At 72.0% G+C, this 22,540-nt stretch carries 22 protein-coding genes; 6 read left to right on the top strand and 16 right to left on the bottom strand.

The window, feature by feature from the left end; translation table 11 throughout:
• Positions 1–20 precede the first annotated feature (20 nt).
• Together AMK18_RS06140 and AMK18_RS06135 are read right to left on the bottom strand one after the other, a co-directional pair.
• Positions 21–608, bottom strand: coding sequence for a hypothetical protein (locus AMK18_RS06140; protein WP_241836464.1), 588 nt, complete (start codon positions 606–608; stop codon positions 21–23).
• Position 609: 1 nt separating this feature from the next.
• Complete coding sequence (locus tag AMK18_RS06135) at positions 610–1,578, bottom strand: iron-containing redox enzyme family protein (protein WP_073861939.1); 969 nt, start codon at positions 1,576–1,578, stop codon at positions 610–612.
• Positions 1,579–1,742: 164 nt separating this feature from the next.
• Here AMK18_RS06135 and AMK18_RS06130 point away from each other — a divergent pair, with 164 nt between their 5' ends.
• The gene (locus tag AMK18_RS06130; RefSeq protein ID WP_018099825.1) at positions 1,743–2,300 is read left to right on the top strand and encodes a type 1 glutamine amidotransferase domain-containing protein; all 558 of its coding nucleotides are present in this window, start codon (positions 1,743–1,745) and stop codon (positions 2,298–2,300) included.
• A 45-nt stretch (positions 2,301–2,345) separates the two neighbouring features.
• Here the strand turns inward: AMK18_RS06130 and AMK18_RS06125 are convergent, their stop codons facing one another.
• Positions 2,346–3,179: a class II glutamine amidotransferase gene (locus tag AMK18_RS06125; RefSeq protein ID WP_073861938.1), complete on the bottom strand. Its 834-nt coding sequence runs from the start codon at positions 3,177–3,179 to the stop codon at positions 2,346–2,348.
• Between the two features lie 178 nt (positions 3,180–3,357).
• Positions 3,358–3,720 carry a YrdB family protein gene (locus tag AMK18_RS06120; protein ID WP_073861937.1) on the bottom strand — a complete coding sequence of 121 codons (363 nt, stop codon included), beginning with the start codon at positions 3,718–3,720 and terminating at the stop codon, positions 3,358–3,360.
• A gap of 263 nt (positions 3,721–3,983) precedes the next feature.
• Here AMK18_RS06120 and AMK18_RS06115 point away from each other — a divergent pair, with 263 nt between their 5' ends.
• The 4 genes from AMK18_RS06115 to AMK18_RS06100 all read left to right on the top strand — a co-directional run bounded on the left by AMK18_RS06115 (position 3,984) and on the right by AMK18_RS06100 (position 8,664).
• Complete coding sequence (locus AMK18_RS06115; RefSeq protein ID WP_073861936.1) at positions 3,984–6,191, top strand: catalase; 2,208 nt, start codon at positions 3,984–3,986, stop codon at positions 6,189–6,191.
• A gap of 172 nt (positions 6,192–6,363) precedes the next feature.
• Complete coding sequence (locus AMK18_RS06110) at positions 6,364–6,834, top strand: DUF5709 domain-containing protein (RefSeq protein ID WP_073861935.1); 471 nt, start codon at positions 6,364–6,366, stop codon at positions 6,832–6,834.
• Between the two features lie 109 nt (positions 6,835–6,943).
• Complete coding sequence (locus tag AMK18_RS06105; protein ID WP_073861934.1) at positions 6,944–7,705, top strand: VOC family protein; 762 nt, start codon at positions 6,944–6,946, stop codon at positions 7,703–7,705.
• A gap of 155 nt (positions 7,706–7,860) precedes the next feature.
• The gene (locus AMK18_RS06100; RefSeq protein ID WP_073861933.1) at positions 7,861–8,664 is read left to right on the top strand and encodes a SigB/SigF/SigG family RNA polymerase sigma factor; all 804 of its coding nucleotides are present in this window, start codon (positions 7,861–7,863) and stop codon (positions 8,662–8,664) included.
• A gap of 42 nt (positions 8,665–8,706) precedes the next feature.
• Here AMK18_RS06100 and AMK18_RS06095 read toward each other — a convergent pair whose 3' ends face one another.
• The 8 genes from AMK18_RS06095 to AMK18_RS06060 all read right to left on the bottom strand — a co-directional run bounded on the left by AMK18_RS06095 (position 8,707) and on the right by AMK18_RS06060 (position 17,115).
• The gene (locus tag AMK18_RS06095) at positions 8,707–9,963 is read right to left on the bottom strand and encodes a glycosyltransferase (RefSeq protein WP_079199231.1); all 1,257 of its coding nucleotides are present in this window, start codon (positions 9,961–9,963) and stop codon (positions 8,707–8,709) included.
• Between the two features lie 92 nt (positions 9,964–10,055).
• On the bottom strand, positions 10,056–10,793 hold the full coding sequence (locus AMK18_RS06090) for an SDR family oxidoreductase (RefSeq protein ID WP_073861932.1): 738 nt from the start codon (positions 10,791–10,793) through the stop codon (positions 10,056–10,058).
• Positions 10,790–12,007: an ROK family transcriptional regulator gene (locus AMK18_RS06085; RefSeq protein WP_073861931.1), complete on the bottom strand. Its 1,218-nt coding sequence runs from the start codon at positions 12,005–12,007 to the stop codon at positions 10,790–10,792. Before AMK18_RS06085 ends, AMK18_RS06090 begins: the two co-directional genes overlap by 4 nt.
• A 46-nt stretch (positions 12,008–12,053) precedes the next feature.
• Positions 12,054–13,001 (bottom strand): carbohydrate kinase family protein, encoded by a 948-nt coding sequence (locus AMK18_RS06080; protein WP_073861930.1) that lies wholly within the window; start codon positions 12,999–13,001, stop codon positions 12,054–12,056.
• A 128-nt stretch (positions 13,002–13,129) separates the two neighbouring features.
• Positions 13,130–14,164, bottom strand: a complete 1,035-nt coding sequence (locus AMK18_RS06075) for a LacI family DNA-binding transcriptional regulator (protein ID WP_073861929.1) — start codon at positions 14,162–14,164, stop codon at positions 13,130–13,132.
• Between the two features lie 100 nt (positions 14,165–14,264).
• A complete protein-coding gene (locus AMK18_RS06070; RefSeq protein WP_018099837.1) occupies positions 14,265–15,119 on the bottom strand; it encodes an ATP-binding cassette domain-containing protein in 855 nt (284 codons plus the stop codon).
• Entirely contained in the window at positions 15,116–16,117 is a 1,002-nt protein-coding gene (locus AMK18_RS06065) for an ABC transporter permease (protein WP_073861928.1), read from the bottom strand. Before AMK18_RS06065 ends, AMK18_RS06070 begins: the two co-directional genes overlap by 4 nt.
• Before the next feature lie 5 nt (positions 16,118–16,122).
• Positions 16,123–17,115 carry a sugar ABC transporter substrate-binding protein gene (locus AMK18_RS06060; RefSeq protein WP_073861927.1) on the bottom strand — a complete coding sequence of 331 codons (993 nt, stop codon included), beginning with the start codon at positions 17,113–17,115 and terminating at the stop codon, positions 16,123–16,125.
• 469 nt (positions 17,116–17,584) lie between these two features.
• On the opposite strand from AMK18_RS06060, the gene AMK18_RS06055 reads away from it, so the two are divergent.
• Complete coding sequence (locus tag AMK18_RS06055; RefSeq protein ID WP_073861926.1) at positions 17,585–20,014, top strand: glycoside hydrolase family 32 protein; 2,430 nt, start codon at positions 17,585–17,587, stop codon at positions 20,012–20,014.
• Positions 20,015–20,089: 75 nt separating this feature from the next.
• Here the strand turns inward: AMK18_RS06055 and AMK18_RS06050 are convergent, their stop codons facing one another.
• The 4 genes from AMK18_RS06050 to AMK18_RS06035 are packed head-to-tail and all read right to left on the bottom strand — an operon-like array spanning position 20,090 to position 22,539.
• The gene (locus tag AMK18_RS06050; RefSeq protein WP_018099841.1) at positions 20,090–20,290 is read right to left on the bottom strand and encodes a hypothetical protein; all 201 of its coding nucleotides are present in this window, start codon (positions 20,288–20,290) and stop codon (positions 20,090–20,092) included.
• Positions 20,290–21,063, bottom strand: coding sequence for an SRPBCC family protein (locus AMK18_RS06045; protein ID WP_241836461.1), 774 nt, complete (start codon positions 21,061–21,063; stop codon positions 20,290–20,292). The genes AMK18_RS06050 and AMK18_RS06045 overlap by 1 nt, the downstream gene beginning before the upstream one ends.
• Before the next feature lie 2 nt (positions 21,064–21,065).
• A complete protein-coding gene (locus tag AMK18_RS06040) occupies positions 21,066–22,313 on the bottom strand; it encodes a cytochrome P450 (RefSeq protein WP_073861924.1) in 1,248 nt (415 codons plus the stop codon).
• Between the two features lie 10 nt (positions 22,314–22,323).
• Positions 22,324–22,539, bottom strand: coding sequence for an MbtH family protein (locus AMK18_RS06035; protein ID WP_073861923.1), 216 nt, complete (start codon positions 22,537–22,539; stop codon positions 22,324–22,326).
• Between the last annotated feature and the right edge of the window lies 1 nt (position 22,540).

The raw sequence follows: 22,540 nt of genomic DNA, 5'->3' as shown, positions 1-22,540 counted from the left end.
ACGTGTCCGGCCGGTTCCCGTCAGCTGGAGGGCGTGACGTATTCGGCTCCTCCGGCCTTTTTGACGCAGGCGTCTTCAAAGGCGATCAGACTGAGCATCTGGTCACCGATGCCCAGGTAGTGGTCCATGACTATGGTCCAGCCACGCTTCTTGAACACCGCTTGCACCTCGCGGGCTGTGCCGTCCCGTGCCTTTCGCACGTCGCGCTTCTTGGTCTCTGTCCATCCTCGGCCGGTCAGCGCGGCCGCCAGAGCGTTGGTCTGGTGCAGGTCCAGTGTGGAGGCGGCTTTGTCGTACGACTTGTAGGTGGCGGAGCACCCGGCCAGCGGACTGGACGAGTCGGCAGGAAAGGCCGCCCGTTCCGGGTCGTTCGGCAGCGCCCCCGTGTCCTTGGTGACACCGTCGAGTACCAGACGCATCTTGGCCTTGGTGATCGGACCGGAGTCTTCCGGTCCCGGCCCGCCCGGGGCAGCCGCCCCGTTCGCATCCCCGTCGTTGCCGCCGCCCCCGCAGCCGGTCACGCCGATCAACACTGCCGCGACGACGGCAGCCCACCCCACCCTGTTCACATGTGTCCTTTTCAGTGCCCCACCCAGCCGGGTCGCCATTCTAGGCAGCGGCGCCCCAGTCCGTCAGGAGCCGGGCGGCCAGGCGGTCCTCCAGGAAGCCGGTGGTGTCGATGCCGAAGACGACGTCCGCCTCCAGGCCGGGTTCGTCGTCCAGCAGCCCCCGTACGACGTCGTGCCGCACCACCTGTTCGTGGACCGCGTCCGCCGCCACGTGTTCGGTGTAGAAGAACTCGGCCGCGGGCCCGGCGCCCGCCCGCTTCATGGCGAGGGCGAGGCGGTGCGAGGCGGGCGAGGAGGTGATCTCGACGGCGGCGAAGTGGCCGACCAGGGCGCCCCGCAGCCGCCGGTGCAGGCCGAACAGGGACATGAGGTTGACGAGCGCCAGCATCTCGGCGTGGCCCTCGTCCAGGTAGTGGCCGTACGCCGTCTCCAGGCCCAGGTCCGTCATGAGGTCGGCGAAGAGCCGGGCGTGGACGCGGTCGGCGCGGCCGGCGCCGAACTCGTCGTACTCGATCGCGGCCATCCCCGCCTTGGCGCGCCCGCTGAGCCGGGGCAGCACCCAGGCGTGCGGGTCGGCCTCCTTCAGGTGGTACAGGGAGCGCTGGGCGGCATAGGCCCGCAGCCGGTCCGGTGTGGCGTGTTCCTGGAGGAAGTGCGATACGCCCGTGCCGTCGACCGGCTCCACGAGCAGCGCGTCCAGGGTGTCGTCCAGACCGGCCCCGGGCGGGACGTCCCGGCGCAGCGCGGACTCGAAGCGGCGTTCCAGGGCCGCCCGGACCGCCAGCAGCGCGGGGTCCCATTCCCGGGCCGGGTCCACGCCCTCGAAGCCCCGGTAGTGGAGCTCGTAGCAGACGTACAGGGCGAGCTGGAGGTCGTCGCCATAGGGCTCGGCCGCGTCCGCCAGGGACGGGGCGGGCAGGGGGCCGCTCCCCCGGAGATGGGCGACGACCGCCGCCGAGAGCGCGCCGCGGGCCTGCGGAAGCCCGGGTCCGCCCGTCCGACCGGTCATGGTCTCACTCCTCGTGCGTCTGGCTCGGCGCCGCTCTCCCACCATGTGGGCGCACCGCCGATGCCGCTACATGAATGAGCGCGCCCGGGCGGGGAACCCAGAGGCTGCGACCCGGAAGCCACGTCACCGGGCGTGTTCCCCGTAGGACGGAAGGACGGCAGAAGATGAGCGAGAACGGCGGCAAGGGCAAGGTGCTGGCCATCGTCACCAACTACGGCGTGGAGCAGGACGAACTCCTCGTGCCGCTCGGCCATCTGCGCGAACGCGGCGTGCGGGTCGATGTGGCCGCCCTGAAGAAGGACGACATCGAGACGCTGGTCGGCGACAAGGACCCCGGTACATCCGTAAGCCCCGAGCTCACGCTGGACGACGTCGACCCGGCCGGCTACGACCTGCTGCTCGTACCGGGCGGCACGCTGAACGCCGACACGCTGCGGCTCCAGGGTCCGGCCTGTGACATCGTGCGCTCGTTCACCACGTCCGGGCGCCCCGTCGCGGCCATCTGCCACGGACCGTGGATGCTGGTGGAGACCGACAACGTCAAGGGCAAGCGGCTCACCTCGTACGCCTCGTTGCGGACCGACGTACGCAATGCGGGCGGTGACTGGGTGGACGAGCCGGTCGTGACCGACGAGTCCGGCGGCTGGAAGCTCATCACCTCGCGCGACCCGGGCGACTTGGACCCGTTCCTCAAGGAGATCGACGCCGCGCTCGCCGGCTGAGGCACCTTCGTACGAAGGCCGCCCGGTGATCCGTCCGGGCGGCCTTCACACGGGTTCGGGCGCGAAGGGCCGGAACTCGTCCTCGCCCGGCTGCACGACCCCGTAGCTGCTCTCCGGCACCTCTTTCCACACGCCGGGCAGACCGCCCAGGGGTTCCGACACCACCAGGCGGGTGCTGTCGGACACGCCCCGCAGGAAGTCGGAGTCCGGGTGGAGGGCACGCACGGTCTCGGCCCTGCTGCTGTAGAACAGCGAGCGCGACCTGCCGAGACTCGAATAGCGGAACGACCACAGCCGCTCGCCGTCGGACACCGCGATGGTCATCTGGAGCGGATTCTCCACCCCTTCGTCGCGGCCCACGCGTTCGATCAGCCCGGCCATCCGGGCCACGGCGCCCGGCACGTCCTGGTCGAGCCCGAACGTCAGCGCGAGGTAGAACATCACCTCGGAGTCCGTGGACCCCTCCAGGGCCGAGAACAGGGCCGGGTCGAGCGCCAGGGAGAGATCGCGCCGCAGCCGGTGGAAGTCCGCGATCGCGCCGTTGTGCATCCACATCCAGCGGCCGTGCCGGAAGGGGTGGCAGTTGGTCTCCTGGATGGCCGTCCCCGTGGACGCCCGCACATGGGCGAAGAACAGCGGCGAGCGGATGTGGCCCGCGATCTCCCGCAGATTGCGGTTGTTCCAGGCGGGTCCGGTGTCGCGGATGATCGCGGGCGTCTCCTGCTCGGGCCCGTACCAACCGACCCCGAATCCGTCCCCGTTGGTCGTCTCCACGCCCATGGTGGAGTGCAGGCTCTGATCGATCAGCGAGTGCTCCGGCTTGTAGAGGAGATCGCTGAGCACGACACTCGTGCCGGAATAGGCCAGCCATCGGCACATGTGCGGCCGTCCCTTCCCGGGCGGCGGGCACGGGCCTGCGCGGACGCGCCGGTGGTGCTTCCGCGGGCCTCGGTCCCTGGGGCGCCCGGTCGTCGTCGTCATGTTCCACGCTACCGACTTCACGGGTCGGCTGCCCGGTCGCGCCCGCGGGAAACCGGCCCGCGTGCCGAGCCCTCGGTCAGGCGGCGGGCGCGATGCGGCGCCGGAAGGTTTCCGCCAGGGCCGTATTGACCACGACGACGGCACCCAGCACCGCCGCGGCGACCGGGTGCCCGACCCCGTACAGCGCGAGGGCTCCCCCGCCGAGCACCAGGGCCTTCACCGCCAGGACCCCTGCGAGCGGCGGGCGGAACCGGGCGCGCGGGGCGGCGAACAGACCCCACAGCACGACGGCCGCGGCGAGGACGGCGGTGCCGGTGAGCAGTTGGACGGCCAGGTTGTCCGCCAGGGCGAAGCCCCACCAAAAGAGGCAGGCCAGCGCCGCGAGTTCCACGAGGAACGCGAGCAGTTCGTTGGCCGCCCACCAGGGCCGCCCGGCCACCGATGCAATCGCCGGACCGTCGGCAGGTCTTCCGCTCACCACGTCCCCCTCGTCGCCCGCGTGGACGAAGCCAGCCTACCGACCGGCCAGTTCAGGGCCGCACGGCGATGGGTCGCCCGTAGGAACGGGACGTAGAGGCGGATGGCGCAACCGATGTGTCCGGCCGGAGGGCGGGGGGTACGCGTGGTCAGGCGGTGCCGTCCCCCGCGCGTGCCGACCACTCCGCGCGGCACCGTTTCCTCCCCCCACCAGATTGGAATCCAGTGAGCGACAACGAGATCCCCGGCGCTCCCGGTCCCGAGACCGCCCCGGTCGAAGAGCCCACGAAGCCGCGCGGCCCGCTGCCGCCCAAGCACGACCAGCGCGGTCCCGAGACCGTGAGCCCGACCGGGCAGCCGACCGGCGCCGACCAGGACAAGGTGGCTCAGGGCGGGGCCTACCTCACCACCGCGCAGGGTGCCCGGCTGTACGACACCGACCACTCGCTGAAGGCCGGGCCCCGCGGCCCGGTGCTGCTCCAGGACCACCACCTGCGGGAGAAGATCACCCACTTCGACCACGAGCGCATCCCGGAGCGGGTGGTGCACGCCCGCGGTGCCGCCGCCCACGGTGTCTTCCGCGCGTACGGAGCGGCCGCGGGCATCACAAAGGCCGCGTTCCTCGCCGAGGGCGCCGAGACGCCGGTCTTCGTGCGCTTCTCCACCGTGCTCGGCTCGCGCGGTTCCGCCGACACGGTGCGCGACACCCGGGGCTTCGCGACGAAGTTCTACACCGACGAGGGCGTCTTCGACCTGGTCGGCAACAACATCCCGGTCTTCTTCATCCAGGACGCGATCAAGTTCCCCGACGTCATCCACGCGGGCAAGCCGCATCCGGACCGGGAGATCCCGCAGGCGCAGAGCGCCCACGACACGTTCTGGGACTTCGTCACCCTGCACACCGAGGCGACCCACCACACCCTGTGGAACATGTCGGACCGGGGCATCCCGCGTTCGTACCGGATGATGGAGGGCTTCGGCGTCCACACCTTCCGGCTGGTCAACGCCGAGGGCGCGACCACGCTGGTGAAGTTCCACTGGAAGCCGAAGCTGGGCGTGCACTCGCAGGTGTGGGAGGAGGCCCAGATCGCCTGCGGCATGGACCCGGACTTCCACCGCCGGGACCTGGCCGACGCGATCGAGGCGGGCGCCTTCCCCCAGTGGGAGCTGGGGGTGCAGACGTTCCCGGACACCGAGGACCAGATGTTCGAGGGCATCGACCTGCTCGACCCGACGAAGATCGTGCCGGAGGAGCTGGCGCCGGTCCGCCCGATCGGGCTGATGACGCTGAACGCCAACCCGTCGAACTACTTCGCCGAGACGGAGCAGGTCGCCTTCCACGTCGGCCATCTGGTGCCGGGCATCGACGTCACCAACGACGCGCTGATGCAGGGGCGCCTCTTCTCGTACGTCGACACCCAGATCACCCGGCTCGGCGGGCCCAACTTCGCCCAGCTGCCGATCAACCGCACGCACGCGCCCGTCAACGACATGCTGCGCGACGGCATGCACCAGACGGCGGTGCACCGGGGCGTGGCACCGTACCGGCCCAACTCCCTGGACGGCGGCTGCCCGTTCACCGCAGGTGCGGACACGGGCGCCTACATCGAGGTGCCCGTCGAGGTCCCGGCGGCCCGGAAGGTGCGGGACGCGGCGGCCTCGTTCGACGACCACTTCAGCCAGGCCCGGCTGTTCTGGCTGAGCATGACGCCCACGGAGCGGGAGCACATCACCTCCGCGTACGCCTTCGAGCTCGGCAAGTGCTGGGACCAGGCGATCAAGGAGCGCGGCCTCCGGGTGCTCGCCAACATCGACCCGGAGCTGTGCGCCCGCGTCGCCGAGGGGCTGGGCCTGCCCGCGCCCGAGGCGACCGAGCCCCTGGCCTCGCCCGAGCCCAGTCCCGCCCTGTCCCAGCTGGGGCGGACCTGGCCAGTCGACGGCCGGGTCGTCGGCATCGTCACCGCCGGGGAGGCCGGTCTGGACGCCGTACGCGAGGTACGCGGCGCCGTCCTCGGTGCCGGGATGGTCCCCCTGGTGATCGCGCCCACGGGCGGAAAGCTGGGCTCCGGGGACGACGCGGTCACCGTGCAGCGGACCTTCGCCACGGCCCGGTCGATCGAGTTCGACGCGATCGTGCTGGTGGGGGCGCCCGCCCCGGCCCCGGACGCGTACGGGGCCCGTGACGCCAAGACCGACGACGGGGCCCGGTCCACCGGGGTGGACCCGCGCGTGCTGCTGCTGGTCACCGAGGCGTTCCGGCACGGCAAGGCCGTCGGGGCCTGCGGCGAGGGGGCGACGGTGCTGGAGAAGGCCGGTGTGGCCGCGGACGCCCCGGGCGTCGTGGCGGGCGGGGCCGCGTCCACGGTGCTGGACGGCGTCACCGAACTCCTCGCAGGTCACCGCGCCTGGGACCGCTTCACGCCCGCGCTCTGACAGTGTCCCGGGCCGGCCCGTGCGGCCGGCCCGGGAGGACGCGGAACGGTCGCGCCCATAGGGTGACGAAAGGCGTGTTTTCCCCGTGCCCGGCAGGGCACCCGCAGGGTGCGAAGGGCGGCCGCCCGCGGCCGCCCCGGCATCCCTGACGCCTCCGACGGAAGGACGAATCATGCCGACAGAGGCACGTGGCGACGACGTCTACCAGCCGCAGGACGTCGGCCAGGACCCGCCCAACGACGATCTCGACCTGGAGAACGCGCTCGGCGAGCGTGGCCTGGACGACCAGCTGGACGAGGGCTACTCGCCGCCCGAGCGCCCCCTGGGCGTCGACAAGTACGGCACGACGGGCGAGGAGGAGCGCCGCGGCGAATCCCTCGACCAGCGCCTGGCCCAGGAGGTCGAGGACGTCGAGCCGCCGGACGGCGACGGCATCGGGGACCTGGACGACGGCGAGGGCGAACCGCTGGAGCCGGAGGAGGGCGAGACCCGCTCGGGGCGGCTGAGCCCGGCGGACGACGTGCCGGGCCGCCGCACCGACGTCTACGCGAACGACGTGGGCATCGACGGCGGCGCGGCCTCGGCCGAGGAGGCCGCCGTCCACACCACGGACGAGGAGGAGGACCAGGGGCGCCAGGGCTGACCCACGGTCCCGCCCGGCGTGGAATCGGGTGTGGACGGCCGGGTGAGCGCGTGCGTGGGCCGGGGCACGGGCGCATCGTTCTAGAGGGCCCCCGGCGAAGGAGCGCCGTATGCCGAGTCTGGACTGGAAGACACCCGTGGCGGGCGCGCCCTGCTGGGTGAGTCTCGCGACCCACGATCTGCGGGCCGCGAGAGCCTTCTACGGCCAGGTGATGGGCTGGGAGTTCCACGACAGCAGCCTCGGCGAGGACTTCGCGCTGGCCCTGGCGCACGGCAGGGCGGTCGCCGGCATCGGGGCCTGCCCGCCCGGCGGCCCGCCTCCGGCCTGGATCCCGTACTTCGCCGTGCCGGGCGCCGACGTCACGGCCGACCGCATCCGGGAGCGCGGGGCGACGCTCGCCGTGGGTCCGCTGCCACTGGGCGAGGGGCGGGCGGCAATCGCCGCCGACCGGGAGGGGGCCGTCTTCGGCTTCTGGGAGGGCCCGGCGCCCGTCTGGGCCGACGGGCCGCGCGCCCCGGCCCGGGTGGATCTCCAGTCGCGGCACGCCTTCGAGGCGGCCATCTTCTACGCGGAGGTCTTCGGCTGGGCGAAGCCGCAGAGCAGGTGCGCCGTCGATTACGCGGAGGACCGCGTCCTCGTACGAGCGGGCGGGCACACCGTGGTGACGCTGCGTGGCGGCGGGGTGGAGAACGCCACGGACGCCCGGGTGCGGGCGCGCTGGATCGTGGACTTCCTGGTGCCCGACAGCGAGCGGACGGCGGAGGCCGCGGTGGCCGCCGGGGGCGAGGCGACGCCGGTGGAGGGGGTGCCGGGGACCGCGTTCGTGCTCCGCGATCCGGAGGGCGCGCTCTTCACGGTCTCGGACCGCTGACAGGAACCGGGTCGTGTTTGAGACGGGCCCGTACGGGAATGGGCCAGGGGTGCTTCGGACAAGAGGCGCGCCCGTGGGAGCTTTGCTCCGGGTGCCGCCTGTCCGGCGGAGGCTCCCACGGCGGTCCTGACAGGCGACGCCGAGGAGTGAACACCATGGCCGGTGCCCGACAGACTGCCCCCGCACCAGACCAGGACCGGCCTACGGGGACGGCGGCCTTCCACCGCCTGCGGGCCCTGCCCGACGGCCCCGAGAAGGACGAACTGCGCCGCGCGACCGTCTGCGCCTGGCTCCCCATGGCCCATCGGCTGGCCTCGCGCTTCCGCGACCGCGGTGAGCCGCTGGACGATCTGCGCCAGGTGGCGGCGATCGGCCTCGTCAAGGCGGTGGACCGGTACGACCCGGCGCGCGGCAAGGCGTTCGAGACGTACGCCATCCCCACCGTGGTCGGCGAGCTGAAGCGCCACTTCCGCGACCACACCTGGGACGTCCATGTGCCGCGCCGGGTCCAGGACCTGCGCAATCAGGTACGCGTGGCCCGCCGCGACCTCGCCCAGACGCTGGGCGGGCGGCTGCCGACCGAGGCGGAGATCACGGCCGCCACGGGGCTCCGCGCCGAGGACGTCCGAGCCGGTCTGGAGGCCCTGGACAGCTACCGCACGCTGTCGCTGGACGCCGAGATGCCAGGGGCCAAGGACGGGTCCTGCCTCGCCGACACCCTGGGGCTGTGCGATCACGCGCTGGATGTCGCGGTCGACCGCGAGGCCGTGAAGCCGGGGCTGCGCAGCCTGCCGGAGCGTGAGCGCACCATCCTCTACCTGCGGTTCTTCCGCGACATGACACAGGACCGGATCGCCGAGACGCTCGGCCTCTCGCAGATGCACGTCTCCCGGCTGATCGCCCGGTGCTGCGAGGAGGTGCGCAGGCAGGCGCTCCAGGAGGCCGGTCAGGCGGCGTAAGCCCTTCCCGCGCCAGGAGGTAGGCCCCTTCCCGTGCCCGGATCAGGCCGGGCTCAGCGGGCCCGTCTTCCGGACCCGGGGGGTACGGGCGAGGTCCGCGTAGACCCGGCAGACGGCGTCCGTCACCTCGTCCCAGGCGAACCGGGCGAGCGCATGGGTGCGGGCGGCGGCCCCGTAGCGAGCCAGCCGGGCGGGGTCGCCGAGCAGGCCCCGGATCGTCGCGGCGAGGTCGTGCGTCTCGTCGTCGGCCGGCGGCACGAGCGTGCCGGTGACCCCGTCGACCACCGCGTCCGTCTGACCGCCGACGGCCGTGGCCACGACCGGGGTGCCGCAGGCCATCGCCTCGATGGAGACGAGGGCGGACGGCGCGTGGCGGGGCAGGGACACGAGCAGGTCCGCGCTGGACATGAGGTGCGGCATCAGGGCCCGCGGCACATGGCCGAGGAGCCGTACCCGCTCGGCGACCCCGTACCGGACGGCGGCCTTGCGCAGGCGCTCGGCCTCCGGGTCCGCGAACAGGAGCTGTGCGTCCGGTCCGCCGGCGATGAGCAGTTCCGCGCCGGGGATGCCGGACAGCGCCTCGACGGCCCGGTCGAACCCCTGCCGGGGGTCGAGCCGGCCGACGGACAGCAGCCGGAAGGCGGCACCGGTCGGCCGGGCGGCGAGCGGCACGGGGGCGTAGTGCCCGGTGTCGACACCGCAGGGCACGACAGTGATCCGGGCCCGGGGCACGCCGAGCGCCAGCAGCTCGTTCATCTCGTCCGCGCTGGTCGCGAGGGTGCGGTGGACCTCACGGGCGATCCGGGTCTCGAGGTCGGCGCGCTCGGGCGGCCCGGCGTCCTCGCCGCCCCGGTGACGCCGTTCCGTCGTGCCGAGCGTGTGGAAGGTCTGGACGACGGGGATACCCGCGCCCCGCGCCCCGGTCAGGGCGGCCGCGCCGGACGTCCAGAAGTGCGCGTGAACGACGTCGGGCCGGTTCAGCCGCCAGATCCTGGCCAGATACGCGCCGAACTCCGGCATCCACGTGAGCAGTTCGTCCTTCGGCACCGGAACGGGCGGGCCCGCCGGTACGTGGACGACCTTCACGCCCGACGCGGTGCGGACCAGGGTCGGGCGGTCGGGCCGGTCACGGCGGGTGTAGAGGGTGACGTCGTGTCCCCGCCCCGCCAGGCACGCGGCGAGCTGGGCCACGTACACGCTCTGCCCGTCGAGGTCGGGGCCGTCCGTTTGCGGAAGCGGCCCCGTGTGCGCGGACACCAGGGCGATCCGGGCGAATCGCGGAGTGGGCTCCGGCATCATCGCGTGACCTCCTTCGTGAGTCGGTCTCCGGTCGATCCTGCCGCAGCGGGCCGGGGGCGCACCTCCGCATCTGCCGTTGGAATGAATCCGCGTCAGTTCGACTGGCCGATCGGCCGGACCACCAGCGTGTTCACGTCGACGCCGCGCGGCTGCGAGATCGCCCAGACGAGCGTGTCCACCAGCTGCTCGGCGGTGATCATCGGACCGGCCGCCGCCGCTCCGCCGGGGCGCTCGTCCCAGAACGGGGTGAGCACCCGGCCCGGTGCGATCAGCGTCGTGCCGACGCCGTACCCGGTGGTGAGCATGCGGACGTTCTCCGCGAGGCCGGTCACCGCCCACTTGGTCATCGAGTAGAGGTTGCCCGGCGTGTTCTTGTACCCGGCCACGCTGCCGATGAGCACGATCCGGCCCTGCGACTCCTTGAGCGCGGGGAGCGCCGCCTTGACGAGCAGCGCGGGACCCAGCACGTTCGTCAGGACCATGCCGCGCCACTTCTCGGGGTCGCCGGTCTCGACATGGGCGTCGGCCGAGTACCCGGCGTTGGCGATGGCGTGGTCGAGCCGGCCGAAGGCGCGTACGGTCTCCTCGACCGCCGCCGACACGTGCTCCCAGTCCCCCGCGTCCCCCTCGAACGTCAGCAGCCGCTCCCCCGCGTCCATCTCCTCGGCCAGCACGGCCAGCTTCTTGGCGCTGCGCCCGGTCGCGGCGACCCGGTGTCCCAGGCCGAGGAGCCTGCGTACGGTCTCCGCGCCGATTCCGCTGGACCCGCCGGTGATGAAGGTGACGGGCGATTCGGTGCCGCTGGTGGGCGTGTTGTTGCCGTTGGTCATGATCTCCCCGTACTCCGGTGCTGCGCCGTTGCGATCGCCCCCGACGCTAGATCGTCGGGGGCGGGCGCGTCCACGGATCGCGAGGGCGTGCGCGCGCCCGTCGCGCCGGCCACCAGGGCGACGGCTCCGCAGGCGGTCGCGGTCGTGCCCAGGGTGGCCGCCCGCAGACTGATGTGGGTGCGTACGGCCGGGACGACCAGCTCGTTCAGCTCCTGCTTCAGCGGGTCCATCAGGGCCGCCCCGGTGCGGGTCAGCTCGCCGCCGACGACGATGACGGCGGGGGCGAAGGTGTTCGCGAGGGCGGCCAGGACACCGCCCACGGCGCGCCCCGTCTCGGCCAGGACCCGGCAGGCCGCCTCGTCGGCGTCGCGGGCCGCCACGGCCAGGTCGGCGATGCCGGCCGCCAGTCCGCCGCAGGCGTGGTACCGGTCGAGGACCGCCCGGCTGGAGGCGACGGTGTCGAGACATCCGCGTCCGCCGCAGTGGCACGGTCGCCCGCCCTCGCGCTCGACGTTGACATGGCCGAGTTCGCCCGCGGTCGCGTAGGGCCCGCGCACCAGGGCTCCCGACTGGATCAGCCCGCCCCCGACCTCGCGGGACAGGAAGACGGACAGCAGGTCCGGCTCGCCCGCCGCCGCGCCCCACGTGGCTTCGCCCAGGGCGGCGAGGCGGTGGCCGCGCTCCACCCGGACCGGAGCCGCGAAGCGCTCGCGCACCAGCTGGGCCACTTCGACGCCGGGGTCCGGGCCACCGATGCCGACCCCCACGCCCTTGACCGCCCCGGGTACGAGGGAGCCTCCCGCCAGCGCGGTGGCGAGGCGGTGCGCCGTCAGGACGCGCTCGCGCCGGCCGGCCGTGCTCGGCTCCTCGGCGCTGCGGACACCGATCAGCTGGCACGCGTCGTTGGCGAGGGCGACCCGGGTGCTCCGCCGGGTGAACTCGATGCCGATGAACTGGCCGCGTCCGGGGTTGAGCCGGAGCCGCTCGACGGGGCGGCCGCGGCCCCGGCCGTCCTCCTCCTGGAGCGCGGTGGTGATCGCGCCGCTGTCGACCAGGGCGGCCACGGCGTCGTACACGGTGGTCCGCGGCAGCCCGCTCAGGTCCATCAGCTGGGCCCGGGTCACCGAGCCGTGGTGCGACACCAGCCGCAGGACCATCTCCTTGCTGCTGGGCTTCCTGCGCAGGTGCGCCGGTGAGCTCTCGGGGTCCGGCATCCGGTCAGCACGTCCTTCGGGAGGCGGTCACGTCGGTGCGCTCCTGTCAGTCGAGCAGTTCGGCCCGGTGGGGCGAGTCCGCTCCCCGCCGGGAGCAGGTGACGGCCGCGGCCCGGGCGGCGAAGGCCAGCAGTTCGCGCCACTCGTCGTGGGCGAGCCGGGCGTCCGGGCGCAGCGCGTCCCCGCGGTGGAGACCGTCGAGCAGCGCCGCGTAGACCGTGTCTCCCGCGCCGATGGTGTCGGCCACCTCGCACGCGGCGGCCGGTACGTGCACGGTGTCGCCGGTGGCGGTGACCGCCCAGAGTCCGGCGCCGCCGCCGGTGAGGACGACCGCGGACGGTCCGTTACGCGCCCAGGCGCGGGCGGCGTCGAGCACCGACTCCTCGCCGGGCGCGCAGCCGGACAGCCACGCCGTGTCCTCGAACGACACCTTGAGCAGCGAGAGATGGGGCAGCCAGCTCCGGAAGCGGGCCCGGTAGGCGTCCGGGTCGGGGATGACGTTCGGCCGGATGTTGGGGTCGAGTGCGATGAAGAGGCCCCTTCCGGACTCACGCAAAAGCATGTGCTCGTACGCGCTCGCCGTGGGCTCCAGGGCGAGGGAGCACGTGCCCAGGGCGAGGGCCCGGGCCAGGGGCGGCAGGGAGCCGGGGGCCGTGAAGAGACGGTCGGCGGTGCCCTGGTGGTAGAAGGTATAGGCGGCCGAGCCCTCCTCGCTGATGGCCGTCACGGCGAGCATGGTGGGTTCGGGTCCGCGCTGGACGAGTGCGGTGTCGACGCCCGCCTTCTGAAGGCCCTCGACCAGCGCGGCTCCGTAGGCGTCGGTCGAGACGCGGGAGCAGAACGCGACCGGCGCTCCGAGCCGTCCCAGCGCGACGGCGGTGTTGTACGGGCCGCCGCCCCGTCTGGGAAGCATCAGGGGAAGCCCGCCGTCCGCGCGGCCCTGGTCGGGCGCCGGTACCAGGTCCATCAGTGCTTCTCCGCCTACTACGATCACGCTCGGCCTTCCTTGTCTGTGCGTGCCGGTGGGAGGGACGGCATGCCGAACCGCCCCCCGGGTGCCGGTGGTGGGTGCGCGGGCGGAATGCCCGCGGTGACGGGGCGGCCGCGCGGCCGCCCGGCTGCTCAGGCGGGCAGCTCCTGGTCGGCGGCGAACCGGCGCTCGCCCGAGCCGCGCTGGATCAGCCTGTTCTGTACGACGACGGTGCGCGGGCGCGACCGGTCCCCCGCCAGCCGCCGCAGCGCGGTGGCTCCCGCCTCGCGCCCGATGGTGACCGGGTCCTGGGCGACGACGGTGAGGGCGGGCGTGAGCAGCTCCGCCATGGGCACGTCGTCGATGGCGACCACGGCCACGGGCGCGCCGCTCCGTCCGAGCTCCGCCATGGCGCCGAGCGTCATGACGTTGTTCCCGCTGACCACGGCGGTGGGCGGGCTCTGCAGGGCCAGCAGCCGGGCCAGGGCCTTTGCCGCGCCGTGTTCGTCGTGCGCCTCGCCGACCAGGGCCCGGTCGTACGGGATGCCGGCCTCGGCCAGGGCCGCCCGGTATCCCGCCTGGCGTTCGCGGCGCGTGTACAGGCCCCGGGGGAGGTCGCCGATGAACCCGATGCGGCGGTGGCCGTGGGCGATCAGGTGCGCGGTGCCCTCGCGGGCGCCCTTGCGGTTGGAGCTGACGACCGTATCGGTGGGCAGGCCGTGGCCCGGGCGGTCGATGAACACGACCGGGAGTCCCTGGGCCAGGTGCTGCTTGAGGTGGCTGTGGTCGGCGCCCACGGAGGGCACGACCATCAGCGCGCTCACCCGGCGGGCGAGGAAGGACCGGGTCAGGTCCGTCTCCCGCTCCGGGTCGTCCCCGGACGAGCCCATGACGAGGGTCAGCCCGTGATCGCGGACGGTGGCCTCGATCCCACTGGCGACCGAGCCGAAGAAGGGGTTGGCCAGGTCGGGGATGACGAGCCCGACGGTGGTGTCCGGTCCGCCGCTGCGGATGCTCTGCGCCATCGGGTTGAGCTGGAAGCCGAGCCTGCCCACCGCTTCGAGGACACGCTCCCGGGTCGACTCCGAGGTGGGGCCGTTCCCGTTGAGCACCCGGGAGACGGTCTTGGCGCTCACGCCCACCTCCTGGGCGACATCGGCAAGAGTCGGGCGGCGGGGTGAGACCATGGCCAGGCTTCTCCATGTTGAGGCTCTTCGGCCGGGAGGGTGATCGACCCGGCCGACCGAGGACAGGTCGACAGAATACGGTGCGGGTGCGACGGCCGATTCAGCCGTCGTCGTGCCCGACCCCGACGGCGTCGACAGCCCGGTGGTCGGCCACCGTCGTCGCCCCGTCGGCCTCCACCCGCAGGGCGCCGGTCATGATCGCCACGACCTCCGCCATGGAGTGGTCCGACGGCTTGATCACCGCCGCCCGGCGGCCCAGCCGGTGCACGTGGACGCGGTCGGCGATCTCGAAGACGTGCGGCATGTTGTGGCTGATCAGGATGACCGGGATGCCCTTGTCGCGTACCCGGCGGATGAGGTCGAGGACCTGGGCCGACTCCTTGACGCCCAGCGCGGCGGTGGGTTCGTCCATGACGACGACGCTCCTGGCCCAGGCGGCCGCCCGGGCCACCGCGACGGCCTGGCGCTGGCCTCCGGAGAGCGTCTCGACGGGCTGGGTCAGCGAGCCGAGGCCGATCTTCAGCTCCGCCATGTGCTCGGCGGCCCGGGCCCGCATCGCCTTCTTGTCGAGCATCCGCAGCGCCCGCCCCAGGATGTCCTTGCGGCGCAGCTCGCGGCCCAGGAACATGTTGGACGCGATGTCCATGGACGGGGCGACGGCGAGGTCCTGGTAGACGGTCTCGATGCCGTGTTCGTGGGCGTCCTGGGGGCCGTTGAAGCGGATGGGCTCGCCGTTCAGGCGGATCTCCCCGGAGTCCGGGACCACCGCGCCGGTCAGGGCCTTGATCAGGCTGGACTTGCCGGCTCCGTTGTCCCCGATGACGGCCAGGACCTCGCCCGGCATCAGGTCGAAGTCGGCGCCGTCGATGGCGGTGACGTGGCCGTAGCGCTTGACCAGGTTGCGGGCGCTGAGCACCGGGGTCACCGGGGCGGCGCTCTTGTCGAGGGTATTCATCGGCCCTTCTTCCGGGAGAACTGGTCGATCGTCACGGCCAGGATCACCAGCACGCCGGTGACCAGGGTCTGGTAGACGGAGGAGACCCCGAGCAGTTGGAGGCCGTTGCGGAATACGCCGACGATCAGGACGCCCACGAACGTGCCGAGGACCGTGCCGCGCCCGCCGAACAGGCTGGTGCCGCCGAGCACCACGGCCGTGATGCTGTCCAGGTTCTCCGTCTGGCCGGCCTGCGGGTCGCCCACGCCGGTGCGGGAGACCAGCAGCAGGGCCGCGATCCCGTAGACGAGACCGGCCACCGTGTAGAGGGAGATGGTGAGCCGGGAGACGCGGATGCCGTTGAGGCGGGCGCTCTCGGCGCTGTTGCCCAGGGCGTAGACGTGCTGCCCCCAGGCGGTGTTGCCGAGGGCGTAGGCGAAGCCCAGGAAGAGGAAGACGGTGAGCAGGGAGCCGTAGGTGACGTCGGTGGTGCCCAGCGGGAAGGTCTCCCCGAGCGCCGTGAGCGAGCTGGGCAGGCCGGTGACGGTCTGCTCCTCGGAGAAGATGTGCGTCAGCGCGAAGGCGACGTTGAGCATGCCCAGGGTGACGATGAACGGCGGGAGCGGGACGAGCCGTACGAGCAGGCCGTTGGCCAGTCCGAAGGCCCCGCAGACGAGGACGCCGGCCAGGATCGCGAGCGGTGCGGGCAGCGGGCTGCTGACGGCCAGCTTGGCCATCACGATCCCGCCGAAGGCCATCACGGCGCCGACCGACAGGTCGATGCCGGCGGTGAGGATGATCAGGGTCTGGCCGATCGCCAGCGTGCCGACGACCATCACCTGTTGCAGGATCAGCGAGAAGTTGCCGCCGGTCAGGAATTCGTCGCTGCTGAGCGCGAAGACGACCGAGGCGAGGATCAGGGCGCCCAGGGGGCCTGCCGCGGGCGCCATCAGGATGCGGCGGAGCGTGGTGGGTTCCTTGGCGCCGGAGTACAGCGCCGAGGCGGTGGAGGTGGTCATCGGGGTTACTTCCCCCAGCAGTTGTCGATGCCGAAGCCGGCGTCCTTGGAGTCGACGCCCGGCTGTGCCTTGTCCGCGATCAGCTGGACGCCCGTGTCGGTGTAGCCGCTGGCCTTCTTGCCGGTCTTGGCGTAGTCCACGATCGCGGACACGCCGTCGGCGGCCATCTTGAGGGGGTACTGCTGCGAGGTGGCGGCGATCCTGCCGTCCTTGACCGCGGCGACGCCCTCGCAGCCGCCGTCGATGGTGACGATCATGACGTCCTTCTCGCGGCCCTTGGCCTTGATGGCGGTGTACGCGCCGAGGGCGGCCGGCTCGTTGATGGCGTAGACGAGGTTGATGTCGGGGGCCTTCTGGAGGCAGTTCTCCATCGCGGTCTGGCCCTTGGCGCGATCACCGCCGGTGTCCTGGGAACACACCAGGGCGGAGTCCTTGTCGGTGATGCCGTACCCCTCCATGAACCCCTGGTGGCGCTGGACGCCGACGGAGACGCCGGGCGACAGGTCCATGGTGGCGATCTTGGCCTCCTTGCCCTGCATGGCGGCCTTGGCGTAGGCGCCGATGAGCTTGCCCGCCTTGACGTTGTCGGTGGCGAACAGCGCGTCGGCGGCGGACTGGGGCTCGGGCGGGGTGTCCAGGGCGATCACCAGGACGCCCTTGGCACGGGCCTTCGCCAGTGCGGGGACGATGGCCTTGGAGTCGTTGGGGGTGATCAGGATGCCCTTGACTCCGGCGGAGACCATGTTCTCCAGCGCGGTGACCTGTCCGGCGTTGTCACCGTCGTACTTGCCGGCGGCCGTGGTGAGCTCCACGCCCTTCTTCTTGGCCTCCTTCTGGGCACCCTCACGCATCTTGACGAAGAAGGGGTTGGTGTCGGTCTTGGTGATCAGCCCGACCTTCACCTTGCCGCCGTCCTTGCCCGAGGAACCGGAGCCGGACCCACACCCGGTGAGCGTGAGAGCACACACGGTGACAGTGGTGGCGGCGGCAAAAAGCATTCTTCTGGGCATGTCGGCTCCTCGTGCGAAGGGATGACGGAGTACGTGGGCCAGTGCGGCCTCGGGCCGAGCCGCCCCGGCGGACGGAATGTCAACGCTGACAGCGGCTCGTACCGAGGATGTTGGACGGCGGGACGCCCGCCGTCAATGGAGAAGCCGCCGATAATTCCGGCAAGACCCCCCTCCCATGGGTGCGGTGCCCGCTCCGCACCCGGCAGGGCAGGCACCCAAAACGGCCCCAACCGCAGCAAGTGCGCCCCGGAAAATCTCGCGATCGGCGCATCCCGCATCATCCGGCCACCCACGGCGGAGGACCGGATTAATTCCGGTTCATGTCCGGCGTGTTGACCCCCGGATACCGGCCGCACATCATCGTTCGCGATTCACCGTGTCAGCGTTGACATCTCCGCTGGCCGCCCCACCACAGCCGCTTCGACACTCGTGTCGCGGCAGAACCGGAGCGAGAGACATGCGTGTACGCCGCAGAGCCCAGGCGTTGGTGATCGCCATGGCGCTCGGCCTGACCCCCCTGCTGTCGGCCTCGCCGGCGTCCGCGGGCGAGGTGTGGAACTACCCCGAGTTCCCGTACCAGCCCACGACGTACACCGAGGCGTATCGCGGGCAGTTCCACTTCAGCTCCCAGCAGGGCTGGATGAACGACCCGAACGGCCTGGTGTACGCCAACGGCGAGTACCACTTCTTCTACCAGCACAACCCGCACGGGCTGGCCTGGGACACCATGCACTGGGGCCACGCCACCAGCAAGGACCTGGTCCACTGGACGCAGAAGCCGATCGCCCTGGAGCCCGACGTGCACCCGGGCACGCTGTTCTCCGGCGGCGGTGTGGTCGACAAGGACAACACCTCGGGTCTGAAGACGGGTGCCGACGACCCCATCGTGGTCTTCGCGAACACCGACGGCGTCAGCGTCTACTACAGCAACGACAACGGCAGGACGTTCCAGGCGTACGACAAGGGCCGCAAGCGCATCACCATCCCGGTCCAGAGCCGCGATCCCAAGGTGGCCTGGGACGCCGCGCACAAGCAGTGGGTCATGGTGGTGTGGTCGGAGAACGACGCCGACAACCACGGCAACGGCGTCGAGATCTACACCTCGCCCAACCTGCTCGACTGGACGCACTCCAGCCGCTATTCCGCGGAGTGGCTGTTCGAGTGCCCCGACCTGTTCCAGGTCCCGGTCGACGGCGACCCGAACCGCAAGAAGTGGGTGCTCACCACCGCGTCCGGCAAGTACGTGGTGGGTGACTTCGACGGCACCGGGTTCCACGCGGACAACCCCACCCCCCAGCCGATGGACTTCGGCACCGCCTACGCGGGCGGCACGTTCTATGCGGCCGAGACCTTCCAGAACGCCCCGGACGGGCGCGTCGTCCAGATGGCCTGGCAGGGCGGCAACGTCGGCACCACCTGGACCGGAAACGCCACCTTCCCCGCCCAGCTCGGCCTGATCAGCACGCCTGAGGGCCTCCGGATCACCCGTACACCGGTGGACGAGCTGTCGTCCCTCGCCTCCGGCGGCAAGACGTGGAAGAAGCAGAACGTCAAGGAGGGTGGCGCCAACCCCTTCAAGGGCGTCCGGGCCGACACGTACGAGCTCAGCGCCACGGTCGACGTGAGCAAGTCCACGGCGCGGAAGATCGCGTTCGGCCTGCACGTCCGCAGCGACGACACCGCCGACCGCACGGTGGTCTACGACAAGGCGGCGGGCACCCTGGACGGCCACCCGGTCGGCCTGGAGAACGGCAAGCTGAAGCTGCGCCTGCTGGTGGACCGCGGCCAGCTGGAGGTCTTCGCCGACGGCGGCACGTACTCCCTCTCGGACAACGTCAACTTCGACTCCGGCGCCGACAGCCAGGGCATCCGGCTGTACGCCGAGGGCGGCACGGCCAAGCTGGACAGTGCCGTCTTCCGCCGGCTCGACTCCAGCTGGGGCACGGGTCAGTCGACGCTCGACACCGATCTGGGCGACCGGTGGAACGCCGTCAGCGGCAACTGGACCGATGTGTCGGGCGGCAAGCAGGGCCGGGGCTCCGGGAACGGCTTCTACCTCAGTACGCGTACGGCGGCCGACGGCGTCTACCAGGGCGACGTGTCCCTGGGCACCGCCCAGGCGGCCGGTCTCACCTTCCGCGCCAACGACAAGGGCGAGGGGTACACCGCCAACATCGACAAGGAGGGCAAGGTCAAGCTGTGGCGTCCCGGCCGGGACATCGCCACGTACAACACCCCCGTCACGGCGGACAGTACCCACCACCTCAAGGTGACCACCGAGGGCAGCCGCATCCGGGTCTTCCTCGACAACGGCACCGACCCCGTCATCGATGCCACCGACGACGCCTACACCGGCGGCCGATACGGAGCCAACGTCTTCAACGGCACCGCTACGCTCCAGAACCTCAACACGGGCGGCGCGGGCCTCGACGCCTTCCCCACCGCCAAGTGGGCCACCACGGGCGGGAACTGGACCACGGCCGCCGACGGTCTGCACGGCAGTTCCTCGGGGGACGGCTTCTATCTGAGCGAGCGGACGGGTGAGGACTTCACCTACGAGGGCGACCTCTCCGTCACCAACGGCACCGCGACCGGTCTGACCTTCCGGGCCAATGACAAGGGCGAGGGCTACACCGCGACCCTGGACACCAAGGGCCAGGTGAAGCTGTGGCGCCCCGGCAAGGACCTGGCCACCCACGACACCGCCATCACCGAGGGCCGGACCTACCACGTGAAGGTGCGCGCCGAGGGTGACCGGATACGGGTGTGGCTCGGCGACGGCGCCACACCCGTCATCGACACCACCGACGCCACCTACGGCAGCGGCCGGTTCGGTGTGAACGCCTACAACGGGAACGTCATCGCCCAGCACCTGACGATCAGCTGACCGCTTCCCCTGACACCGGGCCCCGGCGCACCTGCCGGGGCCCGGTCGCGCGTGTCGGGGGCGGTACGGCCGGGGTCACCAGCCGCGGCGCGGTTGCACCGGGCCGAGGCGGGCGGTGAGGGCCGCGAGGAAGACCGGGAGTTTGTCGACCATCGCCTTGGGGACCGGTGTGGACTGGACGGTGCCCTTGTCCACGTCCTCCACGACGAGGGTGTACGTGCCGTTCTCCTCGATGAGTTCGGCGGCGAACAGCAGGGTTCGGGTGGAGGTTTCCATCAGCGCTCCCGGGCGGGTTCGTTGAGCCAGGCGGACCACGTCCCGGTGGCCCGCTGTTCGTCGGCGTCCTCGGCGAACAGGTGGTGGCCGAGCCGGATCGGTACGTTCCAGGTGCTGCCGTTGAAGAACCGGTACAGGGCGTCCTGGCCGCGCAGTCCGACGAAGTCGGCGCTGAGCCAGTCGACGGTCACCTCCACCGGCTCGGGGGCCAGAAGGGTGAACCGGTCGCCGACGACCGCGTCGTCGGCGAGGCCGAGGCGGCGGCGCAGCGCGGCGAAGTCGGCCGGGTCGGCGGTCGGTTCGGGTCGGTGGGCCTGTACGTACACGGCGGGGCGCCCGGCGAAGTGGCGGAGGTATTCCGTGAGGGCGTGCTGGTGGAAGTCGACGTACTTCTCGGCCGCGTCCGTCTTGCCGTCCCAGTTCCAGGCGTCGTCCACGACACCGGTGTGCACCCAGTGGATGCCCATGCGCAGGTGGCTCGTGCCGCCGTCGGCCGGCTCGACGCGATAGCTGAGGGTGTTGGAGAACCCGCCGTCCTGTGTGGCCCGCAGCGCGAGGTGGTGCGGTGGTTCCCAGGTCAGAACGGTGGCGTCGCCCCGGGTGGCCTTGCCGCCGACGCGTGGTTCGATCTCCATCGGGTAGAGCCAGCCGAGGTTTCCGGCGGCGGTGGCGACCGCGTCCCAGACCTGCTGGGGTGCGACGGGCAGGTCCTGCTGCCTGCGGACTCGGAATTCCCGGGCCATGGTCGGTGCTGCTCCTTCGTCGTCGTTCATGGTCAGTAGGTGAGCGGGAGGGCGTTGAGCCGTCGTTGCAGCGGGTTGGGCCGCCAGGACAACTCCGCCCCGTCGGCCGGCCGCAGCCCCGGCAGCCGGCGCACCAGCGTGCCGACGGCCACCTCCGTCTGGAGCCGGGCGAGCGGGCCGCCGAGGCAGAAGTGGGGCCCGTGCCCGAAGCCGAGGTGCCGGTTGCCGGGGCGGGTCAGGTCGAGCCGGTCGGGGTCCTCGAAGCGTTCCGGGTCGCGGTTGGTGGCGCCGAGGAAGAGGTACACCAACTCGCCCTCGCAGAGGATCCGTCCGCCGATCTCCAGGTCCTGCGCGACGACCCTGACGATCGCCTGGGTCACGGTGTCGTAGCGGGTCAGCTCCTCGACGGCGCCGCGCATGAGCCCGGGGTCCTCGCGCAGCCGGGCCAGCTGGTCCGGGTGGCGCAGCAGGGCGTGCACGGCGTTGGTGATGAGGTGGGTGGTGGTCTCGTCGCCCGCGGTGATGAGGACGAAGCAGGTGGAGAGCAGTTCGGAGTCGGTGAGCCGGTCGTCGTGCGTCTGGGTGGCGACCAGGGCGCTGATCAGGTCGTCGCCCGGTTCGCGTCGGCGCTGCCGGATGAGCCCGGACAGGTAGTCCTCGTACTGGTCGATCGCGGTCTCGGACTTGGCCAGGTCCTCGCTGAGCCGGCCGAAGCGGCGGAACCAGTCCTTGACCCGGGGCCGGTCCGCCTCGGGGATGCCGAAGAGCTCGCAGACGACGGACATGGGCAGCGGGGAGGCGACCGCCTCGATCAGCTCCATCTCCGGCCCGGCTGCGACCGCCGCGTCGATGAGCCGGTCCACGAGGTGCTGGACGCGGTCGCGCAGCGCCTCGACGCGGCGGGCGGTGAACGCCCGGTTGGCGAGCTTGCGGAGCCGGGCGTGGTCCGGCGGGTCGGTGTTGCTCATCACCCGGCCGAGCCGGTCGGTGAGCCGGCTGAACTCCTTGAGGTCGCCGCCGAGCGCGGTGTAGGCCCGGGTCATCCTGTCCCGGTCGTTGGAGAGCCGCAGGTCGCCGAGCGCCGCCTCGACGTCGGCGTACCGGGTGAGGTACCAGACGCCCTGGGGGCTGCGGTGGACCGGGTCCTCGCGCCGCATCCGGGCGTAGAGCGGGTAGGGGTCGCGCCGGGCCTCGGGGGTGAGCAGGGCGGCGCCGAGGTCGCGGACCGGGGCGGGGCCCGCGAGGTCGCGGACCCCGGCCGGGGTGGGGGTGGAGGTCATGTCGGCCGCGTTACCGCTGGGCGTCCATGGCGTCGGCGAGGCTCTTGGGCCGCATGTCGGTCCAGGTCCGCTCGATGTGGTCCAGGCAGGCGGCGTGCGTGTCCGGGCCGTGGGCGACGGTCCAGCCCGCGGGGACGTCGGCGAACTGCGGCCAGAGCGAGTGCTGGTTCTCGTCGTTGACGAGGACGAGGAAGGTGCCGTCCTGGTCGTCGAAGGGGTTGGTCATG

Origin of the sequence: Streptomyces sp. CB01249 (assembly GCF_001905735.1) — a bacterium.
In the GTDB taxonomy this organism is placed as follows: domain Bacteria; phylum Actinomycetota; class Actinomycetes; order Streptomycetales; family Streptomycetaceae; genus Streptomyces.
This window is presented reverse-complemented; position numbering and strand designations above follow the sequence as displayed.

Bases quoted from the DNA above. Each gene is read 5' to 3' on its own strand.
- AMK18_RS06140 (WP_241836464.1), bottom strand. From the start codon at position 608: ATGGCGACCCGGCTGGGTGGGGCACTGAAAAGGACACATGTGAACAGG.
- AMK18_RS06135 (WP_073861939.1), bottom strand. From the start codon at position 1,578: ATGACCGGTCGGACGGGCGGACCCGGGCTTCCGCAGGCCCGCGGCGCG.
- AMK18_RS06130 (WP_018099825.1), top strand. From the start codon at position 1,743: ATGAGCGAGAACGGCGGCAAGGGCAAGGTGCTGGCCATCGTCACCAAC.
- AMK18_RS06125 (WP_073861938.1), bottom strand. From the start codon at position 3,179: ATGTGCCGATGGCTGGCCTATTCCGGCACGAGTGTCGTGCTCAGCGAT.
- AMK18_RS06110 (WP_073861935.1), top strand. From the start codon at position 6,364: ATGCCGACAGAGGCACGTGGCGACGACGTCTACCAGCCGCAGGACGTC.
- AMK18_RS06105 (WP_073861934.1), top strand. From the start codon at position 6,944: ATGCCGAGTCTGGACTGGAAGACACCCGTGGCGGGCGCGCCCTGCTGG.
- AMK18_RS06100 (WP_073861933.1), top strand. From the start codon at position 7,861: ATGGCCGGTGCCCGACAGACTGCCCCCGCACCAGACCAGGACCGGCCT.
- AMK18_RS06095 (WP_079199231.1), bottom strand. From the start codon at position 9,963: ATGATGCCGGAGCCCACTCCGCGATTCGCCCGGATCGCCCTGGTGTCC.
- AMK18_RS06090 (WP_073861932.1), bottom strand. From the start codon at position 10,793: ATGACCAACGGCAACAACACGCCCACCAGCGGCACCGAATCGCCCGTC.
- AMK18_RS06085 (WP_073861931.1), bottom strand. From the start codon at position 12,007: ATGCCGGACCCCGAGAGCTCACCGGCGCACCTGCGCAGGAAGCCCAGC.
- AMK18_RS06075 (WP_073861929.1), bottom strand. From the start codon at position 14,164: ATGGTCTCACCCCGCCGCCCGACTCTTGCCGATGTCGCCCAGGAGGTG.
- AMK18_RS06070 (WP_018099837.1), bottom strand. From the start codon at position 15,119: ATGAATACCCTCGACAAGAGCGCCGCCCCGGTGACCCCGGTGCTCAGC.
- AMK18_RS06065 (WP_073861928.1), bottom strand. From the start codon at position 16,117: ATGACCACCTCCACCGCCTCGGCGCTGTACTCCGGCGCCAAGGAACCC.
- AMK18_RS06060 (WP_073861927.1), bottom strand. From the start codon at position 17,115: ATGCTTTTTGCCGCCGCCACCACTGTCACCGTGTGTGCTCTCACGCTC.
- AMK18_RS06055 (WP_073861926.1), top strand. From the start codon at position 17,585: ATGCGTGTACGCCGCAGAGCCCAGGCGTTGGTGATCGCCATGGCGCTC.
- AMK18_RS06050 (WP_018099841.1), bottom strand. From the start codon at position 20,290: ATGGAAACCTCCACCCGAACCCTGCTGTTCGCCGCCGAACTCATCGAG.
- AMK18_RS06045 (WP_241836461.1), bottom strand. From the start codon at position 21,063: ATGAACGACGACGAAGGAGCAGCACCGACCATGGCCCGGGAATTCCGA.
- AMK18_RS06040 (WP_073861924.1), bottom strand. From the start codon at position 22,313: ATGACCTCCACCCCCACCCCGGCCGGGGTCCGCGACCTCGCGGGCCCC.
- AMK18_RS06035 (WP_073861923.1), bottom strand. From the start codon at position 22,539: ATGACCAACCCCTTCGACGACCAGGACGGCACCTTCCTCGTCCTCGTC.